The 25,714-nt window shown below is 44.5% G+C and carries 26 protein-coding genes; 12 read left to right on the top strand and 14 right to left on the bottom strand.

The features are described from left to right. Nucleotides 1-56: 56 nt before the first annotated feature. Nucleotides 57-2,174, top strand: coding sequence for a TonB-dependent receptor (locus tag IW644_RS16005; RefSeq protein ID WP_269918437.1), 2,118 nt, complete (start codon nucleotides 57-59; stop codon nucleotides 2,172-2,174). A gap of 71 nt (nucleotides 2,175-2,245) precedes the next feature. Here IW644_RS16005 and IW644_RS16000 read toward each other — a convergent pair whose 3' ends face one another. Further along, nucleotides 2,246-3,016, bottom strand: coding sequence for a sulfite exporter TauE/SafE family protein (locus tag IW644_RS16000; RefSeq protein WP_269918436.1), 771 nt, complete (start codon nucleotides 3,014-3,016; stop codon nucleotides 2,246-2,248). A 117-nt stretch (nucleotides 3,017-3,133) separates the two neighbouring features. Between IW644_RS16000 and IW644_RS15995 the strand changes: the two genes are divergently transcribed. Beyond that, complete coding sequence (locus tag IW644_RS15995; protein ID WP_269918435.1) at nucleotides 3,134-3,310, top strand: hypothetical protein; 177 nt, start codon at nucleotides 3,134-3,136, stop codon at nucleotides 3,308-3,310. A 334-nt stretch (nucleotides 3,311-3,644) separates the two neighbouring features. Then, the gene (locus tag IW644_RS15990; RefSeq protein WP_269918434.1) at nucleotides 3,645-4,067 is read left to right on the top strand and encodes a YybH family protein; all 423 of its coding nucleotides are present in this window, start codon (nucleotides 3,645-3,647) and stop codon (nucleotides 4,065-4,067) included. Nucleotides 4,068-4,291: 224 nt separating this feature from the next. Here the strand turns inward: IW644_RS15990 and IW644_RS15985 are convergent, their stop codons facing one another. Both IW644_RS15985 and IW644_RS15980 read right to left on the bottom strand, forming a co-directional pair. Then, nucleotides 4,292-5,689 carry a 5-methyltetrahydrofolate--homocysteine methyltransferase gene (locus IW644_RS15985; RefSeq protein ID WP_269918433.1) on the bottom strand — a complete coding sequence of 466 codons (1,398 nt, stop codon included), beginning with the start codon at nucleotides 5,687-5,689 and terminating at the stop codon, nucleotides 4,292-4,294. 36 nt (nucleotides 5,690-5,725) lie between these two features. After that, a complete protein-coding gene (locus IW644_RS15980) occupies nucleotides 5,726-8,134 on the bottom strand; it encodes a TonB-dependent receptor (RefSeq protein ID WP_442864454.1) in 2,409 nt (802 codons plus the stop codon). A gap of 90 nt (nucleotides 8,135-8,224) precedes the next feature. On the opposite strand from IW644_RS15980, the gene IW644_RS15975 reads away from it, so the two are divergent. From IW644_RS15975 to IW644_RS15960, 4 genes are all read left to right on the top strand, one after another. Continuing rightward, complete coding sequence (locus tag IW644_RS15975) at nucleotides 8,225-8,905, top strand: ZrgA family zinc uptake protein (protein ID WP_269918432.1); 681 nt, start codon at nucleotides 8,225-8,227, stop codon at nucleotides 8,903-8,905. Between the two features lie 69 nt (nucleotides 8,906-8,974). Next, a complete protein-coding gene (locus tag IW644_RS15970) occupies nucleotides 8,975-9,451 on the top strand; it encodes a MerC domain-containing protein (RefSeq protein WP_269918431.1) in 477 nt (158 codons plus the stop codon). Nucleotides 9,452-9,542: 91 nt separating this feature from the next. Continuing rightward, nucleotides 9,543-10,514 (top strand): GTP cyclohydrolase FolE2, encoded by a 972-nt coding sequence (gene folE2, locus IW644_RS15965; protein ID WP_269918430.1) that lies wholly within the window; start codon nucleotides 9,543-9,545, stop codon nucleotides 10,512-10,514. Nucleotides 10,515-10,577: 63 nt separating this feature from the next. Next, nucleotides 10,578-11,375 carry a 5'-nucleotidase, lipoprotein e(P4) family gene (locus IW644_RS15960; protein ID WP_269918429.1) on the top strand — a complete coding sequence of 266 codons (798 nt, stop codon included), beginning with the start codon at nucleotides 10,578-10,580 and terminating at the stop codon, nucleotides 11,373-11,375. An 18-nt stretch (nucleotides 11,376-11,393) separates the two neighbouring features. Here the strand turns inward: IW644_RS15960 and IW644_RS15955 are convergent, their stop codons facing one another. Genes IW644_RS15955 through IW644_RS15945 form a run of 3 tightly spaced genes read right to left on the bottom strand, consistent with a single transcriptional unit; the run spans nucleotide 11,394 to nucleotide 13,168 of the window. After that, on the bottom strand, nucleotides 11,394-12,119 hold the full coding sequence (locus IW644_RS15955; RefSeq protein ID WP_269918428.1) for a DUF3299 domain-containing protein: 726 nt from the start codon (nucleotides 12,117-12,119) through the stop codon (nucleotides 11,394-11,396). 15 nt (nucleotides 12,120-12,134) lie between these two features. Then, nucleotides 12,135-12,581, bottom strand: coding sequence for a hypothetical protein (locus tag IW644_RS15950; RefSeq protein WP_269918427.1), 447 nt, complete (start codon nucleotides 12,579-12,581; stop codon nucleotides 12,135-12,137). A 5-nt stretch (nucleotides 12,582-12,586) separates the two neighbouring features. Beyond that, nucleotides 12,587-13,168, bottom strand: coding sequence for a DUF3299 domain-containing protein (locus IW644_RS15945; RefSeq protein WP_269918426.1), 582 nt, complete (start codon nucleotides 13,166-13,168; stop codon nucleotides 12,587-12,589). Between the two features lie 895 nt (nucleotides 13,169-14,063). Here IW644_RS15945 and IW644_RS15940 point away from each other — a divergent pair. The 3 genes from IW644_RS15940 to IW644_RS15930 all read left to right on the top strand — a co-directional run bounded on the left by IW644_RS15940 (nucleotide 14,064) and on the right by IW644_RS15930 (nucleotide 16,811). Beyond that, entirely contained in the window at nucleotides 14,064-15,227 is a 1,164-nt protein-coding gene (locus tag IW644_RS15940) for an MFS transporter (RefSeq protein WP_333473921.1), read from the top strand. Nucleotides 15,228-15,645: 418 nt separating this feature from the next. Further along, nucleotides 15,646-16,419: a siderophore-interacting protein gene (locus IW644_RS15935; protein ID WP_269918424.1), complete on the top strand. Its 774-nt coding sequence runs from the start codon at nucleotides 15,646-15,648 to the stop codon at nucleotides 16,417-16,419. Between the two features lie 200 nt (nucleotides 16,420-16,619). Beyond that, entirely contained in the window at nucleotides 16,620-16,811 is a 192-nt protein-coding gene (locus tag IW644_RS15930; RefSeq protein ID WP_012519989.1) for a CsbD family protein, read from the top strand. A gap of 140 nt (nucleotides 16,812-16,951) precedes the next feature. On the opposite strand, the gene IW644_RS15925 is transcribed toward IW644_RS15930, so the two are convergent. The 3 genes from IW644_RS15925 to IW644_RS15915 are packed head-to-tail and all read right to left on the bottom strand — an operon-like array spanning nucleotide 16,952 to nucleotide 18,820. After that, a complete protein-coding gene (locus IW644_RS15925) occupies nucleotides 16,952-17,473 on the bottom strand; it encodes a CC0125/CC1285 family lipoprotein (RefSeq protein WP_179985285.1) in 522 nt (173 codons plus the stop codon). Further along, nucleotides 17,463-18,326, bottom strand: coding sequence for an anti-sigma factor (locus tag IW644_RS15920; RefSeq protein ID WP_269918423.1), 864 nt, complete (start codon nucleotides 18,324-18,326; stop codon nucleotides 17,463-17,465). Before IW644_RS15920 ends, IW644_RS15925 begins: the two co-directional genes overlap by 11 nt. Further along, a complete protein-coding gene (locus IW644_RS15915; RefSeq protein ID WP_269918422.1) occupies nucleotides 18,323-18,820 on the bottom strand; it encodes an RNA polymerase sigma factor in 498 nt (165 codons plus the stop codon). The genes IW644_RS15920 and IW644_RS15915 overlap by 4 nt, the downstream gene beginning before the upstream one ends. Nucleotides 18,821-19,089: 269 nt before the next feature. Here IW644_RS15915 and IW644_RS15910 point away from each other — a divergent pair, with 269 nt between their 5' ends. Then, on the top strand, nucleotides 19,090-20,523 hold the full coding sequence (locus IW644_RS15910; RefSeq protein WP_269918421.1) for a S8 family serine peptidase: 1,434 nt from the start codon (nucleotides 19,090-19,092) through the stop codon (nucleotides 20,521-20,523). A gap of 29 nt (nucleotides 20,524-20,552) precedes the next feature. Here IW644_RS15910 and IW644_RS15905 read toward each other — a convergent pair whose 3' ends face one another. The 4 genes from IW644_RS15905 to arfB form a co-directional block, all read right to left on the bottom strand. Then, a complete protein-coding gene (locus IW644_RS15905; protein WP_269918420.1) occupies nucleotides 20,553-21,572 on the bottom strand; it encodes a hypothetical protein in 1,020 nt (339 codons plus the stop codon). 113 nt (nucleotides 21,573-21,685) lie between these two features. Next, nucleotides 21,686-22,669, bottom strand: coding sequence for a hypothetical protein (locus tag IW644_RS15900; protein ID WP_269918419.1), 984 nt, complete (start codon nucleotides 22,667-22,669; stop codon nucleotides 21,686-21,688). 126 nt (nucleotides 22,670-22,795) lie between these two features. Beyond that, a complete protein-coding gene (locus IW644_RS15895) occupies nucleotides 22,796-23,473 on the bottom strand; it encodes a hypothetical protein (protein WP_179984913.1) in 678 nt (225 codons plus the stop codon). A gap of 126 nt (nucleotides 23,474-23,599) precedes the next feature. Beyond that, entirely contained in the window at nucleotides 23,600-24,016 is a 417-nt protein-coding gene (gene arfB, locus IW644_RS15890) for an alternative ribosome rescue aminoacyl-tRNA hydrolase ArfB (RefSeq protein ID WP_179984914.1), read from the bottom strand. A gap of 146 nt (nucleotides 24,017-24,162) precedes the next feature. On the opposite strand from arfB, the gene IW644_RS15885 reads away from it, so the two are divergent. Beyond that, the gene (locus IW644_RS15885) at nucleotides 24,163-25,104 is read left to right on the top strand and encodes an alpha/beta fold hydrolase (protein WP_269918418.1); all 942 of its coding nucleotides are present in this window, start codon (nucleotides 24,163-24,165) and stop codon (nucleotides 25,102-25,104) included. Here the strand turns inward: IW644_RS15885 and IW644_RS15880 are convergent. Further along, nucleotides 25,101-25,535: a hypothetical protein gene (locus IW644_RS15880; protein WP_179984916.1), complete on the bottom strand. Its 435-nt coding sequence runs from the start codon at nucleotides 25,533-25,535 to the stop codon at nucleotides 25,101-25,103. The genes IW644_RS15885 and IW644_RS15880 overlap by 4 nt on opposite strands. Nucleotides 25,536-25,714 lie beyond the last annotated feature (179 nt).

Genomic DNA, 25,714 nt, shown 5'->3' with positions numbered 1-25,714 from the left:
CACTTAACGCGCATGGTTGAACCGTGCATATAGTTCGTTTATTTAATGGAATTGTTATGAAGTATTCTTTACTGGCATTCGCTGTTTCAGCTGCCTGCACAACTGCACACGTTTATGCAAACACACCCGAGTTCGTTGACAGCGCTTCAACAGAAGTGATTACAGTTATTGGCTCTTCGCTTAATGATAATACAGTAGAAATTGAGCGAGAAACGGTGACCGCCGCAACCAATATAGACGCTGATTTTGGCGATCAGTTAGCGCAACTGCCTGGCGTATCTGTTTCTCGAAACGGGCCGGTTACAGGTCTTATTCAATACCGAGGGCTTTTCGGTGATAGGGTTGGCGTATCTATAGACGGTGTAGATATAGCAGGCGCAGGGCCTAACTCCATGGACTCGCCATTATCCCACGTACTGCCAGAGCCAGGGCTTACAGCTACTTTGTATCGAGGTATTGTTCCGGTGAGTGCTGGGGTGCAAACGCTAGGTGGTAAGCTGCGAATTAACGCCGATGCAGCATCTCTTTTTGCTTTAGGAAGCGGTATTACTGGCAGTGTAAATGCCAGCTTAATTGGTCCGGGTAGCGGACAACAATACCAGGGCAATGTGCTTTACAAAACCGACCAAGCCTTCGTTAGCGGCGCGTTCATGCATCAGCAGCGTGATGAGCGAGAATCGGGCGATAACGCCGTTATACCTAACAGCCACTACCAAAGAAATGGCGGCAAATTTAGACTTGGCTATAAATGGGGAAAACACCAATTCGATGCTAGCTATCAACAGCTTAATACAAATGAAAGCGGAACACCAGCGCTCGCCATGGATATAGGTTTTATTGATGCAGCGTGGTACCGACTAGGTTATCGCTACAACACCGGCGAAGCAGAGTACTTTGCTATAAATTGGTTTGGCAACAGTAACCAACATGCTATGGATAACTTTTCCCAGCGCATGGTGATGTCTGAGAGCATGGCAAGAGAAAACAATGCAGACGCTATCGCTCAGGGCTTAGATGCCAAGTATGTTATGCCACTGGATAGTGGCGAGCTTGAGTTGGGCGCTTATCTACACCACAGCCGAAATAACTCTGTTATAACTAACCCAAATAACGGTATGTTCTTTGTAGATAACTTTACTAATGTACAAAGAGATACCGCGAGTATTTATGCCCAATGGACAGTAAACAAGCAAGATTATTCGTCTACGCTTGGTGCGCGATACACCCGCATTAATATGGATGCCGGTGAAGCGGGTTCTAACATGGTGATGATGAACCCTGCAGTTGCTACGTTAGTCAGTAATTTTAATACCGCTGAGCGTGACGAAAACTACAACATGTTAGATATAGCCGCTACCACGCGATACCATGCGAGCGACTCGCTTGATATCGTGCTTGGTATTTCTCAGAAAAATCGCGCTCCTACCTATTTCGAACGTTATACCTGGCTGCCACTTGGCATCTCGGGCGGCATGGCTGACGGCTTTAACTACATAGGCAACCTCGAGTTAGACAATGAAACTGCGCGTAAATTAGATATGGGTGTTGATTACACCTATAAAAATTGGACTATCTCTCCACGCCTTTTCTATCAAGACATAGAAGACTACATTACCGGCTCACCTAGTACGAATATGGCGGCGAACATGGTATCTACCATGATGGCTGGTACAGAGCCGTTTCAGTGGACGAATACCGACGCTGTTATCAAAGGTGTGGATATGACGGTGCAAGGCCAGCTTAGTGAAAACTTGAGTGTGCGAGCAGTAGCAACCATTCAGCACGGTAACCGTGATGACATTGATGACGCTTTGTTCCGCATTGCGCCAGAGCAGTTATCAACAACAGTTCAATGGAATACTCAGGTATTTGACGCGCCGCTTCAGATGCAGCTTACATCTGAGTTAGCAGGTGCACAAAACCATATCTCGGCACTGCAAAGTGAAGCCCGCACAGCAGGCTATGGTTTGCTTCATATCTCAGGGCTTTTAACGCTTTTTGATAGTGCGCAGTCGAATCTTCAGGTTACGGCAACTATTCACAACCTGTTCGACAAACAATATTCCCCACACACAGCCGGCATCAATCGAGTAATGAATGCCGATATTGAAGTAGGTGAGCGCGTGCCTGCTGCTGGAAGGGAATGGCATCTGTCACTGAACTATCGCTTTTAAGCAGCCAAAAAATAACGGAAAAAGGCAAAAACATGCTGAGCTTAAGAAGCTAACTTCTTAAGCTCTTTTTTCTATAACAAGCTTGTTATAGCTTGCCATAGCAGGCGCAGGGCTAACAGTGTCACCACCAATTTGAACGCCAGCATAAATTTTTCCGCTGGAATACGCCTCAATACCTTCAAGCCGAAAAACGTGCCGAGCGCACCACTGACAATCATAATGATGATAAGTCCCGCCCACTGTGCAAATGAAAACCCTACAAAGGTAAACACAAAAGCTTTAAGGCCGTGCTGTAGTGTCATACAGCTAGCAAATGTGCCGGTTATCTGCATTTTGCTGTAATTATTTCGATGTACAAACGCCGCCACCAAAGGCCCTGTGGCACCTACAAACATTGAAACCAAGGTTGTCACCAAACCCGCCAACGTTCTACCTGCGGGCTTCATTTCTTGTGCTTTGGGTTTACTCCCCCACACTAAGAATAAAATAAATGCGGCAACCGCAAATTGAATTATCACTAGCGGCAGCTGAACCACAACAAACGAGGCGAAGAAAGCACCAACGATCGCGCCTAAAGAGAAGTACTTCAGCATACGCCAATCGATATGTTTTACCGTCATCAGTGCACGGTTACCGTTTGAACCAAGCTGCACCAGGCCGTGAACTGGGATCAGAGCACTAACCGGCATAGTACTGGCCATTACCGCCAGTAACAAAACCCCGCCACCAATTCCCAGTGTTGCTGTCATCATAGACGTAAAGAACGAAGTAACAACAAGTATGACTGAGGATGACATCGACAACGTATCGTTGGCCGTCAACCAGCTTAAAAGTAACTCCAAGAGTCAAACCCCACCTTGATTTGGGACACTGTTTGAGTGGATTTAGTGATCACAATATCATACAGCGCCGTTTAAATATTGTGCAAAGCTCACCCGTTTCTCATTAGGTTATTCATCATGCCTTCTATTAGTTATTTAAACAAAGCACTTCAAATAATATGCGACAAGCACAGTACAAAAGACGCCAAGCTTGTTGCCAGGCAAATCCTCCATAACAGTGGCTTTACTGATGAAGATATCTATAACTGTTTAAAACAGGGCTCGATTATTCGCATTACCATATTTGAAGCCTAGAGTAGCATTACACCTTTCATCTTATACCTTACACTTACCGCTTACCCATCCGCTCGAATGGGTCTAATTTCTTCACCTAAAAAACACGTTGACTTTATCTTTAGCGCACAGGATACTCAGGTCATTAAATACTCACTAGCAGCACACTGTTTTTAAACACTATGCCTAAAAACATGAATACATATACTGCTTACTCAGCGTCTGCGCTGATTATTATTCTCGCTATTCTAAGGAATGGGCGGGTTAGCTAGTGCGTAAATAGAATTCACTAAACCCGCCGCAAAGGCGGGTTTTTTATTGGCTCGTCTTGCGGTAAAAAAACGGAACGACAGCCATGAACAATCCAATATCTCACGTGTTACAACAGTTGCATGACGCAGTAAACCGCGGCGATCAAGACGTCTTATCCCAATGTTATGCTAGCGATGCAAAAGTGGTCGCTACCCCCATGTCCAGCTCAATGCAAAACCAGACTACAGACGAACATGCCACGCAGCGCGACTGCGTTAACGCCTTACTTAAATTTCAAAAGAAATTTATGCCCGATCATTTTGTTACAACAGGAGACGAGCGGGTTATACAAGCCGGTGACGTAGCGCTAGTCGTCGCCAAACTTTATCTTGTGCCCAAAGCCACACCGAACGCCCTACCCTGCGAGGGCAAGCGCGCCGTTTACGTTTTGCAAAGGGATGTAAATGGTGAATGGCGCTGTGTCATCGATAACTTCTTCGGTACTGACCTGTTGGATTTTGCGTGACCTACACCAACATACGAATTCAGAATCAATAACGGTAGAAAGCAATTGGGAAATAGGCGCTTTTATACATAAGGCGGAGAAAGAAGCGAGGGCTGTTATAAACGAAATTAACGAATGTATAATAAATATGAAAGATCCAAAAAATAAGGGCATATCGCTATGCCCTTAATCTGTGTATTGTTAGATTCAAACACTCATTAGCGTTTGTAAAACACTACGCCTGATCAGTGGTCGTGGTCGTCGTGCTCGTGTTCTTCTGCAATACCTAACCAAACCGCACCTGAAGGCTCAAAATCCAGTTCAAGCAAGGTTTCCGTGGTCTCGGTTTCCAAACCAACAGCAAGGATAGCTTGCGCAACAGGGTCAACAACAAACAAGGCTTCTTCGTGTTGCGATGCCGTCATGCTAAATGACTGACCTTCTGCTAGGTTTACGGCGCTGGCACTGGCCACATCAATTTTGTGCGCAAATTCCCAGTGAGTGTCACCGTCTTCTTCATGCGCTTCTAGCACTGTTACAAAACCTTTGTCATCTAAAATAACAAAGAATTCACCGCCCATTGAGAAGCCGTATGACACTGCATGAGCGTCAGTCTCTGGCTGCCAGTCAATCACGCTCATTGTGCTAGTTACAGGCGACACATTGGCCAAAATGGCGCTGCCACCGCCGTGCTGTGAAGCAATACCAATAAACGCTTCTGCGTGTTCGTGTCCATACATTGTGCCAATGCGCAGATCGCCAAGCCCATCAATGTTGTCAATAAACGCGCTGGTAAATACCTCATCATCTTCGTTTAATATTAATACGCCGTCGCTACATCCAAATGCCACAGCCATTTCGTTTTGAGCGGCGCCATGTAAATCAGCACACTCGCCATCAAAGCGTTGCTCTTCTTCGTACTCGCCATCATGCCAGTGATATACCGCAACACTGTCTGGCAAGATTGGATTAGTAGAACGAGACTCTGCATCATCACGACGTACAGTACTAATTAGCATGTCTCCACGCGGTTCCGCGACACCGTGCATATTTACGGTAAACTCCAAAGTAGGAACTTCTGTAATTTCACTGGCAATTTGGGTATCAGTTACTACTTTTACCGCTGCCGGCATGCTGGTATCGGCATTTCCGTCGTAAAACACAGCAAGCTGACCATCGTGGGTTACTACGTGAGTCGGTTGACTACCTTCAAGTGTGAAATCAGACAAACTTGGCGCCTCTTCATAGTCATGAAGGTGCTCTACGTGGTCTTCACGCCATAATCCACCATCGAGAAATTCAGTTAATCCGTTTGCTCGGCTGTTGATGACTGCAAAGCGGTAGTCTGCTGAGGCGCTTACACTACTACCGTCATGGGTGGTAGAGAAGGTATCGAGTACTGAATCATCATCTAAATCAAATACAGTGAGCGTATTTGAAGCAGCATCGGCGACTACTAATCTGCCTTCACTTTCTATTTCATAGTCTGAGTCGTGGTCGTCATCGTGATCATGGTCGTCGTGGTCGTGATCATCTTCTGGCACCTCAATAGGATCCAGCTCTACAATGTTTGTTTCTGCATCACCACAGCCTGCAAGCAAAAGCGCACTGGCTATAGCGCTTAGCGTAAGTCTAGTTTTCATGTGTGTATCCCTATCAATAATTTTTTTAAGCTGATTTTAAAAATAACCACGTACACCGAAGGCAAAGTTTCTGCCTGGACGCGGTGCAATATCTTTCAAAAATGAAGTGTGAACGCGCGCTTCTTCGTCTGTGAGGTTTTCACCGCTCAGGTATACAGATAAGTCGACGTCACCCATTGGAATGTCATAGGTGATTGACGCATCAACAAGGGTGTAACCGTCTGTTTCAGTCTCGAAGGTTGAGATGTCGTCTTGTTTGGCAAAATGCGTAATGTCTAAGTCGGCTCGAATGTTGTCGAGTGTGTAGGCAACATGTGTCCCCACGCGCATAGGCGAGGTACGCGGCAGTGCGCCACCATCTTTAAGTCGGGCTTTAACGTAATCGGCGAAGAAATCAAGCTTTAGGTTATCAGTGGTTTGCCAAGCAACCTGTAATTCAAAACCATGAAGAATGGCGTCAGCTGAACCAAATAGGTAGACAGGTAATTCATCGCTGTGTTCGTCTTCGCTGTGCTCTTCATCACTGTGCTCTTCTTCTCCATGATCATGGTCATGACCACTTTCAGCGAATAAGCCAGTTTCTTCCTGGAAATAATAGTTATCTACTTGGTTATAAAAAGCATTAAATACAAAGCCAACATCGCCCTGTGTTTTTCTGAACGTTAGGTCGATATTGTTGGCCGTCTCAAGATCGATAGGCGTTTGAGAAAGCACAAACTCCCCTTCCTCTGACAAATCAAACAAGGCGCCTATTTCATAGGTACGGGTGCCAATATGCGGGCCGAAAGAAAGGAGCTCAGACGCTGAAGGCGCACGCTCTGAACGAGAAAGTGAAATACCAACGTTATAGCTATCATTGATGGTGTAAACCACACCTGCCGACAGTGACATAGGCGTAAACTCTTGGTCTACGGCGAATTGGCGAACAAACTCACTGCCTTCGTGTTCGTCGTGATCGTGATCATGCTCATCTTCTTCGTGCTCTTCATCATGGTCGTGAGCATCTAACTTGGGCAGCAAAACACTCGAAGCGTCCAGCGTTACTCTTTCTGCTCGGGCCCCTAACTGAACCAAGAAGTCACCAAAATGACGTTCTTCCATCAAAGCTATAGCGAACATCTCCATTTCTGAAGGAGGTGTAAAGGCTTCTTCACCTTGCGCCGAAACGTCCGCGCCTTTGTAGTGAAGACTTACACCGCCACGCCAGCCGGCCATAGGTTTATGCAATAGCTCAACGCGAAGTTCTTCGGTTTCATTGCTAAACGTAGTACCGACAAAACCACTCTCTACTTCAGCGTGTTCGTAATCGGTATAGCCCGCTCTAAAGTGAACACTTTGCAAAAAGTCATTAGTAAAGCTGTACTCACCTAAAAGTTGATACTTAGTCTGCTCAAGATCAGCGAACACTGATGAGTAATCACCATGGCTATGACCAGGTACGCCGTACTCTCGCTCGAACCTTTCTACCGCTACACCAACATAACCTTGGTCAAATAAGTAGCTGGTACCTAACGTAAACCCGTGGGATTCTTCGTTGCTATTCTCAACTACATGCTCGCCATCCGGGTCGTCAACATCAGGCGCCATTGGGGTTTCATAGTCATTTGAGTCGCGATAAAAACCGTCAGCATAGAAGGCTATGTTGTCAACGCCAGTGGTCACGTTAAACGTTCCAAGTTTCTGGTCGTTAACGGTTTGGGTTTCTAGTACAAATTCACCCCGTGTTTCAGTGGAGGTTGGCACGCGTTGGTCAACTACGTTAACCACACCGCCTATTGCACCACTTCCAAAGAAAAGGGTTGCAGGCCCTCGCAGCACTTCAATTTGGTTAGCGGTTGAGGCTTCACTTGCCACTGCATGGTCTGGACCAACGCGAGAAACGTCGCTCACATCCAACCCGTTTTGCGTGATCAGTACCCGTGGTCCGCTAAGGCCTCGAATTATTGGCGTGCTTGCCACGTTGCCATGAAAGTTAGATTGTACGCCTGGCAGTTTCTCTAGCGTATCGCCCAGCGTGGCGGCTTGCTGACGTCGTAAGGTATCACCTGATAACACGCTCACCGGCGTAGCCGACTCCATGACAGACAAATGCATAGGCGTGGCGTGCACATCAATCACTTCAATAGCACTTCGCGCTAAGACAAAGTTAGTGCTACCTGTAGAGTTCGATTGCACTGTTGCCTCTTCATGTAAATGGGCAAAACCAGATGCAAAGATATGCAGCGTATACTCACCGTCCTTTACGTCAGAGAAAATGAACTCACCCTGCTCGTTGGTGCTGGTAACCCGCTTTAGTGCCTCAATTTCAACAGTGGCGTTGGCGAGAGGCTTGCCTGCTGCATTGGTTACCGTGCCAGAAAGCGTTTGTGCCAGCACTAACGGAGACGCAAAAAGTGACGCAGGCGCTAAAAGCGATATGCCTAGCGCCAATCGGGACAGTTTCATTATTCTAACCTCTGAATTTGTGTAATGTGATAATGTATCAACTTTATTTTTATGGTATGTTATATTGTAACGTTCACGCAAGAGGTAAAAATGAAAACCATTTCTATTACGTGGAAAAAATCTAAAAAAGCGCGACGCGCCTCTTCAGCTTTTCTTAAAGTGGGTGCTTTTGCCGGAATGAGTTTAGTGGGAATCAGTACCGGAACTGCTCATGCTGTAACTCATACCCATGGCGAAGGTAAGCTACAAATCCTACAAGCGGGAAGTGAATGGCAGTTTGTGCTGCAGTTACCTGTTGCCGATGTATTGGGGTTTGAGTACACACCGTACACAGCTGACGAAAAGAAACGCTATCAGAACATGCAGGAATTGTTTCTGCGCTTCAACGACATTTTTACCTTAAACAACACGTGTGAATTGCTCGATACCACCCTTGAAAGCCCTTGGGAAATAGCCGAGGGACATGATGAACATGACAAGCATGATGAGCATGATGAGCATGATGAGCATGATGAGCATGATGAGCATGATGAGCATGATGAGCATGATGAGCATGACAGTGAACACGAAAGCGACGCCCATCACAACACCCATTCTGATTTTCGCGTAGCGTACCTGCTTAGCTGCCAAAAACCTTTAAAGCATATTGAAATGACAGGTTTTTCCCATTGGCCAAGCTTGCAGCATGTCGACACTATTTGGGTAACAAACAAAGGCCAAGGCGCTATGGAAATAACCCCACGTCAGCCAACGTTATCCATTAACAACTAATTATTTTTATACTCTGAGGCGCAAGTTTCATTAATGAAGTATGCGCCATAGCAATATTCGGAATGTACTATGAATTCAATAACTCAAGGAAGCAGCGCAATGCCAAAAGTGCAGCTCATTTCAGACAGAATCGCTATGATCCTTTCATCGCTTTGCGTCATCCATTGTTTATTAACGCCTATTCTATTGATTTCCATACCGGCATTGGCAAGCGTATCTATTCTTAATGATGAAACATTCCACCAAATATTGCTGTTTTTTGTACTGCCTGTTGGCGCCTTTGCGCTTTCAGTAGGCTATTTACATCATAAAAATAAATGGGTGGTGTTAGCTGGCGCTACTGGTCTTACATTATTAAGCAGCCCACTGCTGGTCGAATGGGTAGGTTTAGGGCACGAGGTGCTTGGCGAATATGGTGAAGTTATTATTACTGTAATCGCTTCATTTGTTATTGTCAGTGCGCATATTGCCAATTACCGCCTCAGAGAAGCTACTCAGGGCTCTACCTGCGACGAGCGGGAGAGAGCACAATCACACACCTATTAGTTTCATCACTTCCTCATATACGCGTGTTCTTTGAGCGACACCTACAAGTATAGCGATGTAACAGTTTTTAAGGTTTTATTCAGAGGTAATTTTGTCTAGTTTCACTTATCGCGACACGGTACTACCCGATGTCACTACTGAGCAATCTACTGCTCAAGTTCCTGCTATTGATAGTGTTGGGATGCAGGGCATTGCAATACCCCTGCATGTGTTAGGTAAACGCGGAGAACGCTTAAGTAGTCAGGCAAAGGTGGATATAACAGTAAGTTTAGATCATCCCAACGCCAAAGGCATTCACATGTCTCGTTTGTACAACCTGCTTCAGCAGTACTTAAGCAATAAGGACCTTCACAAGTCGGCACTAACCACGTTAATGAACGCGCTTATCGAGTCGCAAGATGGGCTGAGTAAAAGTGCGCAGTTAAATTTGCATTTTGATCTAACCGTGTCACGTCCAGCGCTTATTAGTAAAACGTCAGGGTATCAGTCCTACCCTACTTCACTGTGTGTAATGCGTTCATCAGAGCATTACAAAGCGCAACTCAAGCTAAGAGTGCCTTATTCCAGTACGTGCCCGTGCTCTGCATCACTTTCACGTAAGGCATTGGCAGAAGCCTTTGTGAAACAATTTGAGAGCAAACAATTTGAGAGCAAGCAATTTGCCGGAATGCAACCTGAAGAGCAGCAACCAACTATAGAAGAAATGGGCGCTTGGCTTGCTTCTAAAGAAGCCAGCATTGCCACGGCTCATGCGCAGCGCTCGTTTGCCGACATAACTTTGGACTTAGCTAACAAAGATATTCCTGATTTTATTGGTATTATTGATTTAGTAGAGAACGCGCTGGGCACGCCGCTTCAAACCGCGGTTAAGCGAGAAGATGAGCAAGCGTTTGCGAAACGCAATGCCGAAAACCTAATGTTCGTTGAAGATTCGGTAAGACGTCTACATGCCGCGTTCAGTACGTATTACCAAGCAACCTATTTTCGTGTAAAAGTAGAACATCAAGAAAGTCTGCATGCACACGACGCTATCGCTGAAATATCAGGTCCAGTTCACCGATAAAATCATACATGGTTGTGTACGTTGAAATTCGCAAGCAGAAAAAACGATAAAAGGAAAATAACATTGTTATCTGTAAACAAATTCGCTGATATCAGCAAACTAACGTGCATTAGCGCTGCGATATCAGTTATCGCGGCATGCTCGTCAACACCATCCACCTCGCTGGCCGGTGAAAAAGCGCATACGCTTTCTAACGCCGTGATATATCAAACCAGTAGCAAAGAGTACCCTGTCCTCTCAAGCTTTGTTTACAACCAAGCTATTGCCGCACTGCCAACGCGTTTTGCTAAAGGCGACGTTGTAGTCATGGATGTTGATGAAACCGTGCTAGATAATAGTGCCTACCAAAAAGAGCGCGAGAGTGTCGGCTTAGGTTATTCATCAAAAAGCTGGGCTGACTGGGTAAAGCGTGAAGAGGCCACACTGGTTCCCGGCGTCGCTGAATTTATCAACGAAGTTGTTGAGCGAAATGGAAAAGTGGCGCTTATTACGAATCGCGATAAAACGCTTGATAAGCACACGTGGAATAACCTTTTGGCACAAGGTTTACCGCTGACCACCAGCAATACCTGCGTAGTTGGCCGCACTGCTGAAGATAAAGAAGCAGTCGCACTAGAAGGTATGGTTAATGACAAAGACTTGCGAAGAATGCAGCTTACCCAAGGTAAAATCGCATGTTCAAATGCGTCTAAATACGCCACATCTACGTGGGCGGCGCCTCACACTATTATCATGCAAATTGGCGACAATATTGAAGATGTGGGCGGCGTAACCCAAGAGTCTGCTAATGTTGAGACGCTAATGCCTCGAGTTGGTACAGAGATTTTTATTCTGCCAAACCCAATGTATGGTTCTTGGTAATACATTGAAAAAATAAAATTAACGAATGTCGCTTTCTATATGGAAAGCGCCATTCTTAGATCCCGCATTTCCATCGTTAACGCCATTTCCCAATCCTGAATAGGGCTTTATCTCTATTACGTCCAGTAGGTAAGCCGATGTTCCTTGAGGGTCTTCATAAAGCCCCGTAGAAAACTCACCCGAGAATGTATAAGCCTGCTGAATGTCTATTCCGCTAATACCGCCTTGTTCATGGGTATTATTTAGCGAAACAAATACAATTTGATTGGGCGGAGGCGGCGGATAGTGAATACACGCGCCAAAATATGGAACAATGAAAAATGCCGTTATTTCACGCTCTGCATTAGCTTCAACAGGTACAATGAACCCGCTAAGCTCAACATACTCTCCGTTAAATGTATCAACCGTATTCACTGAGATCAGCGCTTGTTGATACTCATCGTCGAACGTACGCTGAATAGACTGAAATACTTGTTCATGAAGGGGTAAATTTTGTTGAGATTTCTGATTAGACTGGGCTTTACCCAGTAACGCTTTTTCAGCTTCAGGTAACAAGGCATCCCAAGTTAAAACTTGATACTGTTGAGTTTCTTGCAGTCGCGTGCCGTCTTGATAAATAACAACGTCACTGCTGAAAAATCCGATAAGGCCATTAAGTTTGCCATTAAGCCCTAAACCAACGAACGCACCTAATGCGGCGAATGCAATAAAGAAAGCCAGTAAAGCAAAAAAGGGGCGCTTCATTTGTGCATTCAGCGCCTAACTCGCGAAAATTTTCACTTTGCGCGTATAAGTGACTGGCACATTCTTTTTAAGCGCATACACTTTTAGTAGAAGTTCGTGGGTGCCTTCTTCTTTTGCCTGAAAGCTAATAGCTTGTTCGCCTTTAGCCGAGACCAGGGCGAATCGCGGCGGCGAAAGTAGCGTTACGCCGTCGCTTGCCATTACATCTACACTCACTTCTTTATAGTTCGAAGGAATAGTAAATCGCAGAGGTACAGCAGACGCTTCAAGCTTTGCCACTTCATGCTTCCTATCGATATTAAGGGAGATGAGTGGCTCCTTCGCTGCCGCTAGGTGCTGCTGCATCATAGGATGCTGAAAACCAAACTGCATATTACCCATACCCGCGTGCAGTTCGCATGCACTGCTATGAAATACTATTGAGCTTGATAAAAGAGTGGCTGCAACGACCGTCTTTTTCATGTTAGTTACTCCTCGTACAGCGTAAAGCTGTCTAGCACTAATGAATAGGCTGATGTACCCAGTGCACTTTCATGGTTGTCGATTTTGACCGTACCTTCGAACCAATAAGGGTCGTACAAGTTTTCTACTGCGACACCTTCTTTGTATTCGACGTACAAGATTTGATTGGGCGGCGGTGGCGGCATATGTAAGCAAGCACCAAAATACGGTACGACGAAAAAGGCAGTGGCCTTTTGTTCTTCATTTTGCTCTAAAGGTACAATAAATCCGGGGATGCGGATGGCTTTACCATCAAATTCATCTATTACCCGAGTTGATACTAACGCTTGTTGATATCGTTGTGCTTGTTCATCTTCTAACTGCTTTGAGGCAAAGTCATCAATTGAGTCGGCAGCTGACCCGTCAGCAATATCATTTAAAAATTCTGGTCTGTTTAAAAGCGCACTCAAATCATCCTCGGGCATAAGGGCGACCCAGTCAATTTCTTCATAAACGGCGGCCGAAGCTAGATTAAACGTACTTGTTAAAACCAATAACGCTGCAATTAAACCGAATTTAACGCCAGAAAGCGTGACAGAAAGTTTCACTAATACAACCTAAAGATATTATTTGATGAACACGTTATAACATATCACAGCTAGGCAATATGCGAGAAACGTTTATCTTTGCAAAATGTTAATTAAGCGTCATTAGACGTGTTTGTAAAACGCTACACGCTACTGAGAAAAATCTACATAGTCCTATTTCTTTCGACTGCTCACATAACAAACCAAAAACTTTAAAAAACAAAAAAGCTCTTACAATTCAGCAGTATAAATAAACCCTAAACAACTTTTAATATTTGGCACAGTTCACGCATATATTAGACTAACGGATAAACGCAGAACGTAATTTGTAGCCAGGATGGCTTTAGCGACGGAGAGGCCAGATTACGTAAATATCAAAGACTGAAGGTGACGACATAGGAAGTATATGGAATGGTCACTAGGGATAAAAGGATAAGTCAGTGTTTGAGATTAAAGGATACCTGTAGAGCATTCGTTAAATTGCTGGTCGATGATGAGGTTAGGTAAAAGATAACCTAGATAAACTCGCAGGATGCAAGGCTCTTGTTTCATAAGGATTGCGAACAAGCACTGAGTACCTACATCGCAAGCACTGACAGTGATGTCTCGTGCAGCAAAGGATTGTTGACCCTATTTGGATTCGTTGAAGTACATGTGTGTTGCTTCAGCGAGACCATAGTGAGGACACTGGTAATGTCGTCGATATTATTAGTGAGTTGTCACCCGACGACATTCCTCTCCCCTCAAAGGCCCATCCCGGCCTTTACATACCTCTGATTTTGGCCCGCCTTTGGCGGGCATTTTTTTATTCTCTACTGTGATAATATAAACAAGACTTCCGCCGCTTAAATAAAGAGCTACCTGCGTGTTATCGCCATCCGCATCTACTGTTGTTTTTAAAGTTCTCTTCTGTGCATTGCTCGCGACATCTGTTGGTCAAAGCGTCATGCTAACTACGCTTCCTTCTATGGGTCGCCAAGCCAGCCTTTCAGAGTTTCATATAGCGACAATCATGTCGAGCTCCGCGCTTATTTTCGCTTTCGGAACTAGTGTCTGGAGCAAAGTAGCAAAGCGCGCAGGGTTCAGACGAATACTTATGGTGGGACTTACTGGCTATAGCTTAGGTACCTTTGCCTTTGCTAGCGCGTGGATGGCAGGGTTTTCTGGCATTATCAGTGGTACCAACTTATTCCTAGCGCTACTGATAAGTCGCAGTTTGCAATCTACCATTATGTCAGCAACGCCACCCTCTGCTGTAGGTTACGCTGTCGCTATAAGTTCACCGCAGGCTAGGGTAAGTGCTATTAGTAAAGTGACCTCTGCAAGCAATGTCGGGCAAATTGTCGGTCCAGCTTATGCAGGGTTATTGGTGGGTTTCGGCTTGTTAGCTCCACTGTACAGTATTGTTCTATTAACCTTGTTAGCACTGGCACTGGTGTATTTTAAGCTGCCAGTTTTACCCCCTTTATCTAAGCAACAGACGGCTGTGCATATAAGCGAAGACAATCAAGCCCGCACCAAAGTGCCGTATGTGTTTGTGGCTGCATGTATTTGCGTGTTTTGCGCTATGGCAATGATGCAGCAATCGCTGGGCTTCTTTTTTATCGATTTTTATCATTACACGCCCGTTGAAGCGGCTCGACAGGTGGGTTTTGCAATGATGGTCAGCGCCGCAGCCTCTCTCACCGCACAGTTTGGTTGGGTACAGAAAGGGCGTATAAGTAAAGAGACAATGATCACGCTCGCTCTTCCTCTATTGGGATTGGCCTACCTATTACTGTTCCTTCAACACTCATTGTTTGTGCTTTATTTTGCCATGGCTTTGATGGGGCTAGGTATGGGTATGGCCTACCCATCATTAGCTGCAGCAGCAACAACCTATTGCGCGCCTTCTCAACAAGCGACTATTACCGGGTTAATTACAGCCACTACCGCCATGGGCTATGTTATAGGGCCGCCACTTGCAGCAGTGGTATACCAAGTTAATATTGCCTTACCTTTCGCTGTAGCGTCAGTGCTAATTGCCGTTACCACTTGTGTAGTCTATGTAGCGATGCAAAGAGCTAGCCGCCATGAATAAGATTTAAAGACTAGCATCAGAGGCGCGCACCTGTAGTTTCATAGTTGTTTTTCAAAGGTATTTATTTTTTTACCATTTATTTTTAAAAATGCGGAACCTTTTCAGGATTGGGCTATCTTACTTAATACATGAAGTCGTTGAGTGTGCGTCTTTGTGGTGTGTAAATGTGTTTTCCAAGTTATGTTGTGGTTTTTTAAGGGGCTTTTTAGCCCCTTTTCTTTTGCCTGCTATTTTCCACATAAGTACTTTCAAACAACCCCCACTTCGCTGTGCTTATCTATCAATTGAAGCCAGTATTTTAAATATCTTGCCTTTAATCTAAAAAATAGAATTTAACAAACGTTATCATTTCAACTAAAGAAATAGTAATGAGAACTATTATCAAATAAGATCGCCTTAAATTTTTAAGGAGAAACTAATGGCTAAACCCCAACCCCGCCAAGCTGTTGTGACACAATCTGTTCGTATAACCCCTACTATGCAGCGCGTCTTTTTAGGTGGTGAAGATCTCCGCACTTTCCCCGCCGTAGCGGCGGGTGCTTATGTAAAGCTTATGTTCGATAAAAACGGAAACCCGCTCAACAAACCTACAGATATGGACCAAGTGGCAATGCGCACTTATACGGTTGCTCACTTTGATGCGGATAAACCCGAAATGGTTTTAGATATGGTTATTCACGCAGATAATGGTAAAACAGGGCCTGCTTCAGCGTGGGCTACAAGTACTAAACCTGGTGACGTTATTACATTAGCAGGTCCAGGCTCTAGCAAAGGCTTAAACGAACATTATGACTGGGTACTGCTAGCAGGTGATATGACTGCTCTACCCAGTATTAGAAATCACCTTGCGACTCTTCCCTCTCATGCTAAAGGTTATGCAGTAATTAAAATTCAAGATGAAGAAGACGCAGTTGAGCTTGAGAAGCCTGAAGGGGTTAAGGTGAAATGGGTTTATGAACAGTCTTTGCCTCATAGCCTTACACAGCTAGATTGGTTAGAAGGCAATCCTTCAGTTTGGGTTGCGTGTGAATTTTCAGATATGCGAGCTATCCGCACATGGCTTAGGGATGAAAAAACTGTGGCTCACGACAGTTTGTATATAAGTAGCTATTGGAAAAAAGGTCGTAGCGAAGATCAGCACAAAATAGAAAAGAAGCAGGATAGTGAAGCCTATGCTAAATCCTTAGTCTAAAGCCTTACTCATTGTTCTGTAGTGTTTGCAATTGTTTGTAAATCCTGCATAAAAAACTCTGCTTCAGCGTTTTCATATTCAGATAATATTGATGATTATCAGCAACCTATATTGTGGAATGCCCTTTGCTGATACTTATATAACTGGCAAGTTTTTTCGTCAGTTTTCTCAACCAATTGTTTGGATAAGGAGAGCACGTTATGAACAATGATCGTATTGAAGGTAATTGGAAAGAAATGAAGGGTAAGGTACAACAGAAATGGGGTAAGCTTACCGATGATGACCTAGACGTAATTGACGGTCGCCGTGAAGAACTAGTAGGTAAGATTCAGCAGGAATACGGGAAAAGCCGTGACGAGGCCGAAAAAGAAGTAGACGCATACTTCAATTAATAAGTCATATTTACCCTAGGGTACTTAAACAAATGCGATATTTTTAATAGAGATTAGCGTTTGTTAGAGTAAATTATGAAAGGGCCACAACTTAATGTTGTGGCCCTTTTGTTTGCTTTTAAATCAGTAATTAAAATAACTTACTCTTCTACCTTCGGCTGTAGGTTTTCACGTACTTCTCTAGCATCAAAACTGGTTGCCGAAGTGGGACGAGTGCCCTTACCTAGCTCTATACTCAAAATACTCTCGATTTCACTTTTTTGAGAGCCTCCCACGAAAACCCCGGTTTCGAATTGGCTAGTGGGGTGATAAGACGTGCGGCAAGTTAATACACCGCAGTCAGTGACGCGGGCGTAACGCTGGCTAAAGCCCGCTGTTGGCGTGGTTTGAACCGTTTCTTTGTCTACTAAGGTTTCGCGGTCGGTAACCACAAACCAGTCATAACCTTCCAGTAGGGTTAGCTCAGCTGCGCGCAACATGGCATAGTCCATGGCTTTACCCTTATCGGTTCCTTTCGCTTTAAAGTGTACGCGATATTGGGTATCACTTAACTTACTTTCGTTGTAACCAAAACCGCCTTTATCTGCTTGTCTATAATCAGGTTGACTTGCACAGCCTGTTATAATCAATACCGCAAGTACTAACATAATTTTAGTTTTCATCATCTACTCCTTCGGCTTTCTTAGCTAGCCAAGTTGCTTCAATTGCGTTTTTCTCTTGCTCTCGGTTTAATGGCGCAGACGCCATCATCACATCTAACTTATCTTCTAACAGTTTGGCACCCGTAGCAGTCTGATATTGACCTGTATTAGCGCCTAACTCATCCAATTTGCTGGCCGCAAGTTGCCAGCCGCCTTGCTTGTCTTTACAAGCAATCATTACATTTAGTTCATCTTGAGACGTCACTTCCGCCTGTCGGCAAAAGTTGAAGTCAGTGTTTAAAAAAGACAGTTTAGGCGTCACCGTTACGCCAGATTCAAATGAGGTAGTCTCTCCACTTAAATTACTGTCGAGCACAGACGATACATTAGCCCAGTGTGAAAGTTGTGAAGTATCAGCACCTTGTTGATTAAAGAATACCAAACCAGCTAAAACCGCCACACTTGCAGCTATGGCGGCAGTTGAAGAAACTCCTTTCCACTTTGTTTGTTCACCGCGTGCGCCATCAGCGGTATTCACTTTTTGAGGAAACGGCCTCACATTTTCCGCTGTGTTTTGGTTTGCTGAGAACGGGTTTGCTGAGCTCTCCCCACTCAAACTTTCACTACGACCCTGTATTACGCTTTTCTCACTTAAGCGACTGTCATCACTCAAAAGCGCGACGATTTCTTTAGGGAGCGCAACTGCAGTCGCCTTTTCTGCAGCCACTTTCACTACTCTGTCTACTTCTGCAAGTGCGGCAAGACGGTCAGAAACCATTACGTCATGTGCTATCGCCTCGCGAACCGTATCCATTTCCCCAGCATCTAACTCTCCATCTAAGAAAGCAGAGAGTTTTTCGTCAGATAAGATCACGATAGCACCTCATTTTGCCCGTTTAGTAAGTTTGATATTTTCGTTCTGGCTCTGGCAAGACGGCTCATGATGGTCCCTGCCGGCACTTGTAAAACTTCAGATGCATCGGCATAACTCATTCCCTGTACTGCCACCAGAGAGAGGGTTTCTCTTTGCTCACAAGGCAATTCATCCATGGCGCTTGAAACCTGCTTCAATGTCATAGAGTGGGTTACCGTTTCATCCATATCTACATGATCATTTGCTGATTGCACTTCATATGAAAGGGTATCGCTAGCGTTAGTTCTTACTTTCTTCGCCCTGTATTCATCTATCCAGCAGTTTCGACACACTCTAAATGCCCATGCCATTAGTGTAACTTGCTCAGGAATGGGTTTACTTAGTAGCCGTTCTAGCGTGTTCTGAAGTAAATCATCAGCATCATGTATGTTACCCGTCAATGAATATGCAAACTTTCGCAATGACGGGACGAGTTCGGTCAACTCATCTTTCATTTTCATGTACCTTCGTGAAGATTTCCGTTATCAATACTTTATTAACGAGCCACGAGTATTTTTATTCCGTTGAATAACAATTTATTTTGAGCTTTTGTGAATTTAGGTTATCAGCCCTTCTTCGACACTCAGTGGAATTTTTCTTCTTTCTATTCGTCACTACATAAAATGGCAGCAGTGACTTAGACTCTATTTATGACCATGGCACAATTTATGCCATTCCTTCTCAAGGCACTGAACTGCTCCCATGTATTCAGTAAGGTAGCAAAATGAAGTACACACTCTTTGTGGGGATAGTAGGTTTGTTGACAGCATCTATCTCCCAAGCCCAACTTACAGGAACATTGAATCAAGTGGTTCCACCGGTGCGCCCCATAATTGATAGAGCGCCCTCGGAATTGAAAAGCATTCGAGAGGAAGCGAGACGAAAGGTGCAAACGTCTGTCGGTGGTGCCAGAGACCTATCCACATTGGCTTCAGGCGTTGTTGGCATGGTCCCCGCCCCCCAGTTTGTTACTCCTACGGCCACGACTATATTATCTGCGTCGGGGCAGAAAATTATCAAAGAAGTTAGGTTAGAAAATGGTTTTCTTGCCGTCGAAAAGGAGTGGCTTTTTATAGGTGAGGAAGCCGATAAAGCATATTTCAATGGCACGAATATGGAAATACTAGAGGTAAAGTTTTTACCTGCACTCTCTCAGTGGCTTTATAAAGTAAAGGTAACAGGGGACAAGGATGAAGTGTCGTATATTCGCAACAGTTTACCCAGAAATCTGCAGTCTCAAATAGGACGAAACCATATTTACTTATCGCAAAGCGAAGCGGCTACGAACAAAAGCAAACCAGAGTCTGCACATAAGTTAGAAGCATCATCGCAAAAATTTGAATCTTGTTTGATACCCTTGCGCATTGGAATGGTTGATACCCATGTTGTGCCTACACACCCAATGCTGTCGCATATTAGCCTAACACAAGCCTCTTTTATTGTTGGTCAAAGTCAGAAGAGCGAGCCCAGTAAAGATAGTAATATGAGCAGGGAAGGTGATGGAAAAGTTATAGGGCAGCCAATGTCTCAAGAAAATACCGTAGCCTTTTCCTCAGATCACGGCACAGCAGTAGCGAGCCTATTAGCGGCGTCACTGCCTGAATCAAGCCAAGTATTTAATGCTAGTGTATTTTACTCGCGCAATAGTGTTAGCCAAGGAGCAACACTGATGTCATTAATTGAAGGCCTTAACTATTTAGCATCACAGCAGGTTGATGCCATAAACATGAGCCTTGCAGGACCCGACAATCCTATTTTAGCGCGCGTTATAAAACAGCTAGATAGAAACGGCATTCAAATTATTGCAGCTGTAGGTAATGAAGGGCCAGCATCTTTACCCTTATACCCCGCAGCCTACCCAGAAACACTTGGCATAACCGCAGTGGATAAATTACATGAAATATACAGGTGGGCCAACCAAGGTGACTATGTAGATTTCGCTGCATTTGGCGTATCGGTTGATGCTGCACACCCAAGTGGAAAAACGGTTAGGCAAACAGGAACCTCAATGGCTTCCCCTCGTGCCACTGCGCTGTACGCATGTTTTTTCCGCACAGAGCAACAAAGACACGCCGCCTTGTTAAAAATGAAGAAAATAGCTTTAGATGCTGGCAACCCCGGGCGGGACAAGGTATTCGGCTTTGGTGTACTGCCTTAAAAATATAGCCGTATTCACATTAACGCTCACTAAAAATGAACGTTAATGCCTAATTCAGCAATAGTTTCTTGATAGTTCGCTCCATCTACACTCGATGCGTAATCTCCGTATTGAGTAGACAACCTTATATCTACATGTTCGTATACGGCGTAGTCTGCGCTCATTTCGACAAGGTGTCTGTCGTCTTCCCTACCTATACCTGAATCTTGGACTGAAGCGTAATCACGCATATCTAGCTGGTAAGCAACCGTGAGTTTAAGCGGCTTACTAAACACCGCAAATGGATAAGTGTAGGCAAGGTCAATTCCCTTACCTGCGTAATCGAACGCGTTGTCCTGCGCATCTTCATTTTGGTATTTAAGCGCAATTTGAAAAAAGTCTTCACCTTCAAAAAAGTAAAACAGGTCGCTGCGTACGGCAACAGCTTCACTATCTCGAATTGGCGCGCCCTCAGGCCTATTCTCAAACTTCTTATCGATAAGGTCGCTACTAATGCGTAAATAAGTTCTCTGCCCTAACAGTTTCCCCGCAGACAAACCATATTGTTGATAGGTAAGAAAATCGCGCCCTTCAAGCGTAGCGCTGGCGTGATAGTAATGCGCACCTAGTTTTGCAAAGTCTAACGTATACTTAGTGCTTGCAGATAAAGTGGTAAGCCCAAGGTCGAACTCGCTGAGGGTTTGGTAACGGGTATCTGCCTGACTTATCGAGAGCTCATTTTCCCACTTGTTCGTGGGCTTCACTGAAATTTTTAACAGTACTTTTGACTGTACGGCGCTGTCGTCCACATTAGAATTTGTGTCGAGCTCACTGACACTTACATTACTGTCATGTCGATAGCCTAAATAACCAGAGCCTGAAAATGAGATCGCTTGCTTCTCTTCACCTTTACTTCTTGCATCGTTAGTTACTTTTGACTGACCGTCGTTACTTGCATAGGCTGTATTGCTGGCTATTAATGCGATAGCCGCAGCAAGAGCTATGCATTTACGACTATCCAGGGTAAATAAAGTTTTCTTGAGTGAACGTTGAAATGGTGTGGTTTTCATTATTGCTACCTACTACAGAGAAAGTGAAACTCGCTGTTTTCAGCTATGAATGGGTCGTGCGAGGAAGTCAGGAGGGAGAGCTCTCCCTCCCCCTAACGGTTTAGGTCCATAGGTTAAAGGCCCAACGCACCCGAGATATTTGAAGCGACGTTGTCGTTTACTGTGTTCTCTACAGTGTTTGCTACCGATGCCTCTACTGCGCTCTCTACAGTGTTCGTTACCGTGCTCTCGACTGTACTCTCTACCGCATTTCCTACCGTGCTCTCTACTGTACTCTCTACCGTATTTCCTACCGTGCTCTCGACCGTGCTGCCTACATTGCTTGCTACCGTTGCAGCAATCGCCCCATCGACAGCGGTAGCGACAGTGCCAGTTACAGTATTGGTTACCGAACCCGTTACCGTGTTGTTCACGGTACCCTCTACCGCGTTTTGAACGGTTCCAGAGGCCATGCTTGCTGCAGTGTTTTCTACTTCTCCTTCTGGTTCTGAATTCGGTTCAATAGTGCCTAACGCTGACGGAAGAACTGATGTTGAACCAGATACATTACCCGTAAGCGTTCCTGCCACCGATGCTGTCATTGTATTCGCCGTGTCTGATGTCGCTAAAACAACGCCTTCAAGAGAAGCTTGCGAGTTAGAAACCAGTGAAGATGCGACGCTTGTAGACAACTGTTGAGCGCTATTTGCTAAGAAGCTAGTGTTTGAAGTAGTCGTTTGTGCTAGTTCACCTGCCGTGGCTTGATCTGAGCTACCTCCAGTGCTTTCTTCAGTATTGGCTTCGTTACCGGCTTCAGGCGCTTGATTCAATTCTTGTCCGCTTGATAAGTCATTACCTGTTTGGCTTATCGATAGCTGCCCACTAGCGTTAGCTGAACTTTCGGTAGACATTTGGCTTTGTGTAACTGTTTCGCCTTGTGCCGATGTCTGCGTACTTGATCGCACAGCAGATTGCGTGTTTGCACCGTTTGTTACAGAAACCGATGTTGACGTTGAAGCATTAGCTGAAGTATTTGCCGAAAAGGTTGTTTCTTGAGCCAACACTGACGTTGACGCCATACCTAAAGCCAATGCAATTGCAGTATTTAACTTTTTCATCCGATTATCTCCGTTTTTCATAAGGGACACTGAGATAACGATTAGTCGAAAGGTTTTATTCCGTTGGGGGAGATGCTTTTTTGCGAAGAACAAAAAAAGCCCTGTAAAAACAGGGCTTTATCAAAGCTATTTTTCTGAAGCAGTCATGCTCTTTTCCCACCAGGGAAGAGAGTAATCTATATTTTCGGGGTCGTAGGTTTTAGCATATTTCATTTTTACCGAACTCCAAAACGCGGCTTTGAAGACTGGGTCGTAAATGACAAACTCACCTTGTTCTCGATACTGCTCAAACAGTTTTTGGTAGGCACCTACAGGTGTTAAAGGATTATCCTGTTGAAACACCACATCACCGCCATAGGCTTCATACAGCGCTTTAGATACTTTCCAGCTTTTTGCCATACCTTCAGCCATTGCAAGACGGTAGCGCTCTAGTTCTTCATCTTGATAAGTGCCATCACTATCTAAGTCAACGGTCCATAGCTTAATAACGGAATAAGCAGACTGAATTTCGCTGTCGTTAGGCTCTATGGCGTTTCTATTTGCGAAATCCGACAGTACAGATTCGGTAATTTTATTACCAAGCGCTCGTTGCGCCAAAATATCGCGTACTTCTTTTTCTGACTTGTCGGTGAGAATAGACTGAAAACGATCAATATCCGCCTGTGAAGGCTGTAGTTCGGTATTAGAAATAGATTTATTAAACAAACGAGCAATAATCTCGTTTGCGGCTTGCGGTGTATTAATCCCAAGCGAAACTACTATGGCTGCAAATAGCACCATAGGAATTACGTTCGAACGCGTCACTTTGTATGCTTCCCTAAGTTCCAATAATTAGCACAAGCACAAGACACATTCATTTGTTATTGTAAGAATTTTCCGTTGTCTTGCGAAATGACATCTAACAGGCTTTATACTTTAGATTAGTTTTGCTTAAAATTCCACTTTCTTACGCATAGATTTTTTCGCGCCCTGTTGTTTTTTTACATCTAAACGACGGGCTTTAGCTGCTCGGCTTACCTTAGTTTTTATACGCGGCTTTTGTTCTACGGTTGCCGCCTTTATCCACGCGACAAGACGCGCTAATGCATCTTCTCTATTTTGTTCTTGAGTGCGAAAATTTTGTGCTTTAAGTACAAAAACGCCTTCGTTAGTAACGCGACTATCTTTTGCATTCAGTAATTTGGCTTTAAGCTTATCGGGTAACGTCGACTTATTGATATCAAATCGCAGATGTATTGCGCTACTTACCTTATTAACGTTTTGCCCGCCGCTACCTTGAGCGCGAATAGCCTGAAGATCGGCCTCGCCCTCATCTATCGAAATAGAGCGAGTTATCGGTAATTCCATATCAGTTCCTATATTTTTAGTGGGATGACGTATTATTTTTCCTGCGTCTTCATAACGCTAATGACTTGCGACTATAACTCATCGCTTACTTGACCGTTAAAAGGTAACCCGATAGGTTAATTTCTCCCCTACCTTGGAAACACAACATGCTGACTACTTTACTTATCGTTACTTGTATCTTTGTAGGTCTTATTTGGTTTACTGCAAAAATGGATAGCAGCATCGAGTCATCGTTTAGGCCCTCGGGAAAACTTACTCCTGTCGAGGGAGGAATTATTCACTGGCAAAAACAAGGAAATGGGCCATCACTTGTACTCATCCACGGCTTACTGGGCAATAGTAACAATTTTAATGAATTAGCCAAAACCCTCGCGCAGCGCTACTCGGTTTATTCTGTTGACCGCCCCGGTAGCGGTTTTTCTAGCCGATATAAAAACACATCAGCCAGCTTTGAGCAGCAAAGTAAAATGATATTAGAATGGATGGCAAAAGAAGGCATTGAAAAAGCGAGTATTGCGGGTCACTCAATGGGCGGCGGTATTGCATTAAGAATGGCAATTGATGCACCTAACGTCATTGAATCTGTATCATTGCTTTGCCCATTGACCACGCCACTTAAAGGCGGTGCCGGCCCACTTTCAATACTTTACATACCCAACGAATTTGTGCGCAATAGTGTAGCTAAAACCATTGCCAGCCCACTAAGGTCAAAGCTCGGTAGAAAACAAGTTGCGCAGATTTTTCATCCAGAACCTGTGCCTATCTCATTCTCTGTTGAAGGAGGCGGGTTGCTTGCGCTTCATTCTCGCAGTTTTTATGAAGGAAGCCGAGATACTGTTTCAGCACAAGGCAGTTTGCATAGACAACAGTCATCCTACGGTAAAATTCAATGTCCTGTAGGCGTCTTATATGGAGAAAAAGACACAATTTTAAAGCCAAATGAGCATATTGAAGCTGTCACTTCGGCAATAGACTCGGCTGTACAGAAAGTAATTCCTGACGCAGGGCACATGATACCTATCACTCAGGCGCAAACCTGTGCAGACTTTATTATCGAGATTGACAGTAAATCGCGACAGGTAGACTAATGAAGCATAGCGCCCATTTTTGAAGTGTTAGCATTGTGAGAGAACTCAACAACAGTCAGTGCGCTTCCTCTACCAGTTTCAGACTGTTTCAATTTACGCAACTGGTCAGCTACTCGCTCAATACCATCGTATTCCTTACACATTTCAAGAGGACTCGATTCAAGCGTAATATTGTAGCTACTAAACCAAGTTTTCATTTGTTCACTGTCCCCTTCTGACAATGAAATGAGTAAATGATACATACGAATAAATGCAAGTTGCTTGCGATACTCTGCGGTACCGCTTTCAAAACCAAGCAATGTGGTTTGTGCCAGTGACGAAGGAGAAATACCCATTATTTCAGAGGCTTGCTTGATATTTAAACCAAGTTCTTGATAAGCCCAAGTGAATGCTTTGGTTACTACACTGGTAGGGAATGGTGATCTATTCATAATTTCGCCTCGTTTCATCAAACAATCTCAACAAGATGTTTTGCTAACTATGCGATATTGTGCGAAATGTGTACCAATTTCGCGAAATGCGTACCAGTTCGCGAAAGACAAAAAAGTTGCGACCGATAATTGAGGCAAGGTTTACTACGTGCTGTTTATACAACACGTAGTAAAAGAGT

This window comes from Alteromonas sp. PRIM-21, from assembly GCF_027563165.1.
GTDB lineage: Bacteria > Pseudomonadota > Gammaproteobacteria > Enterobacterales > Alteromonadaceae > Alteromonas > Alteromonas macleodii_A.
The sequence above is the reverse complement of the archived record's forward strand: the minus strand, read 5'-3'. Positions and strand labels throughout refer to the sequence as shown.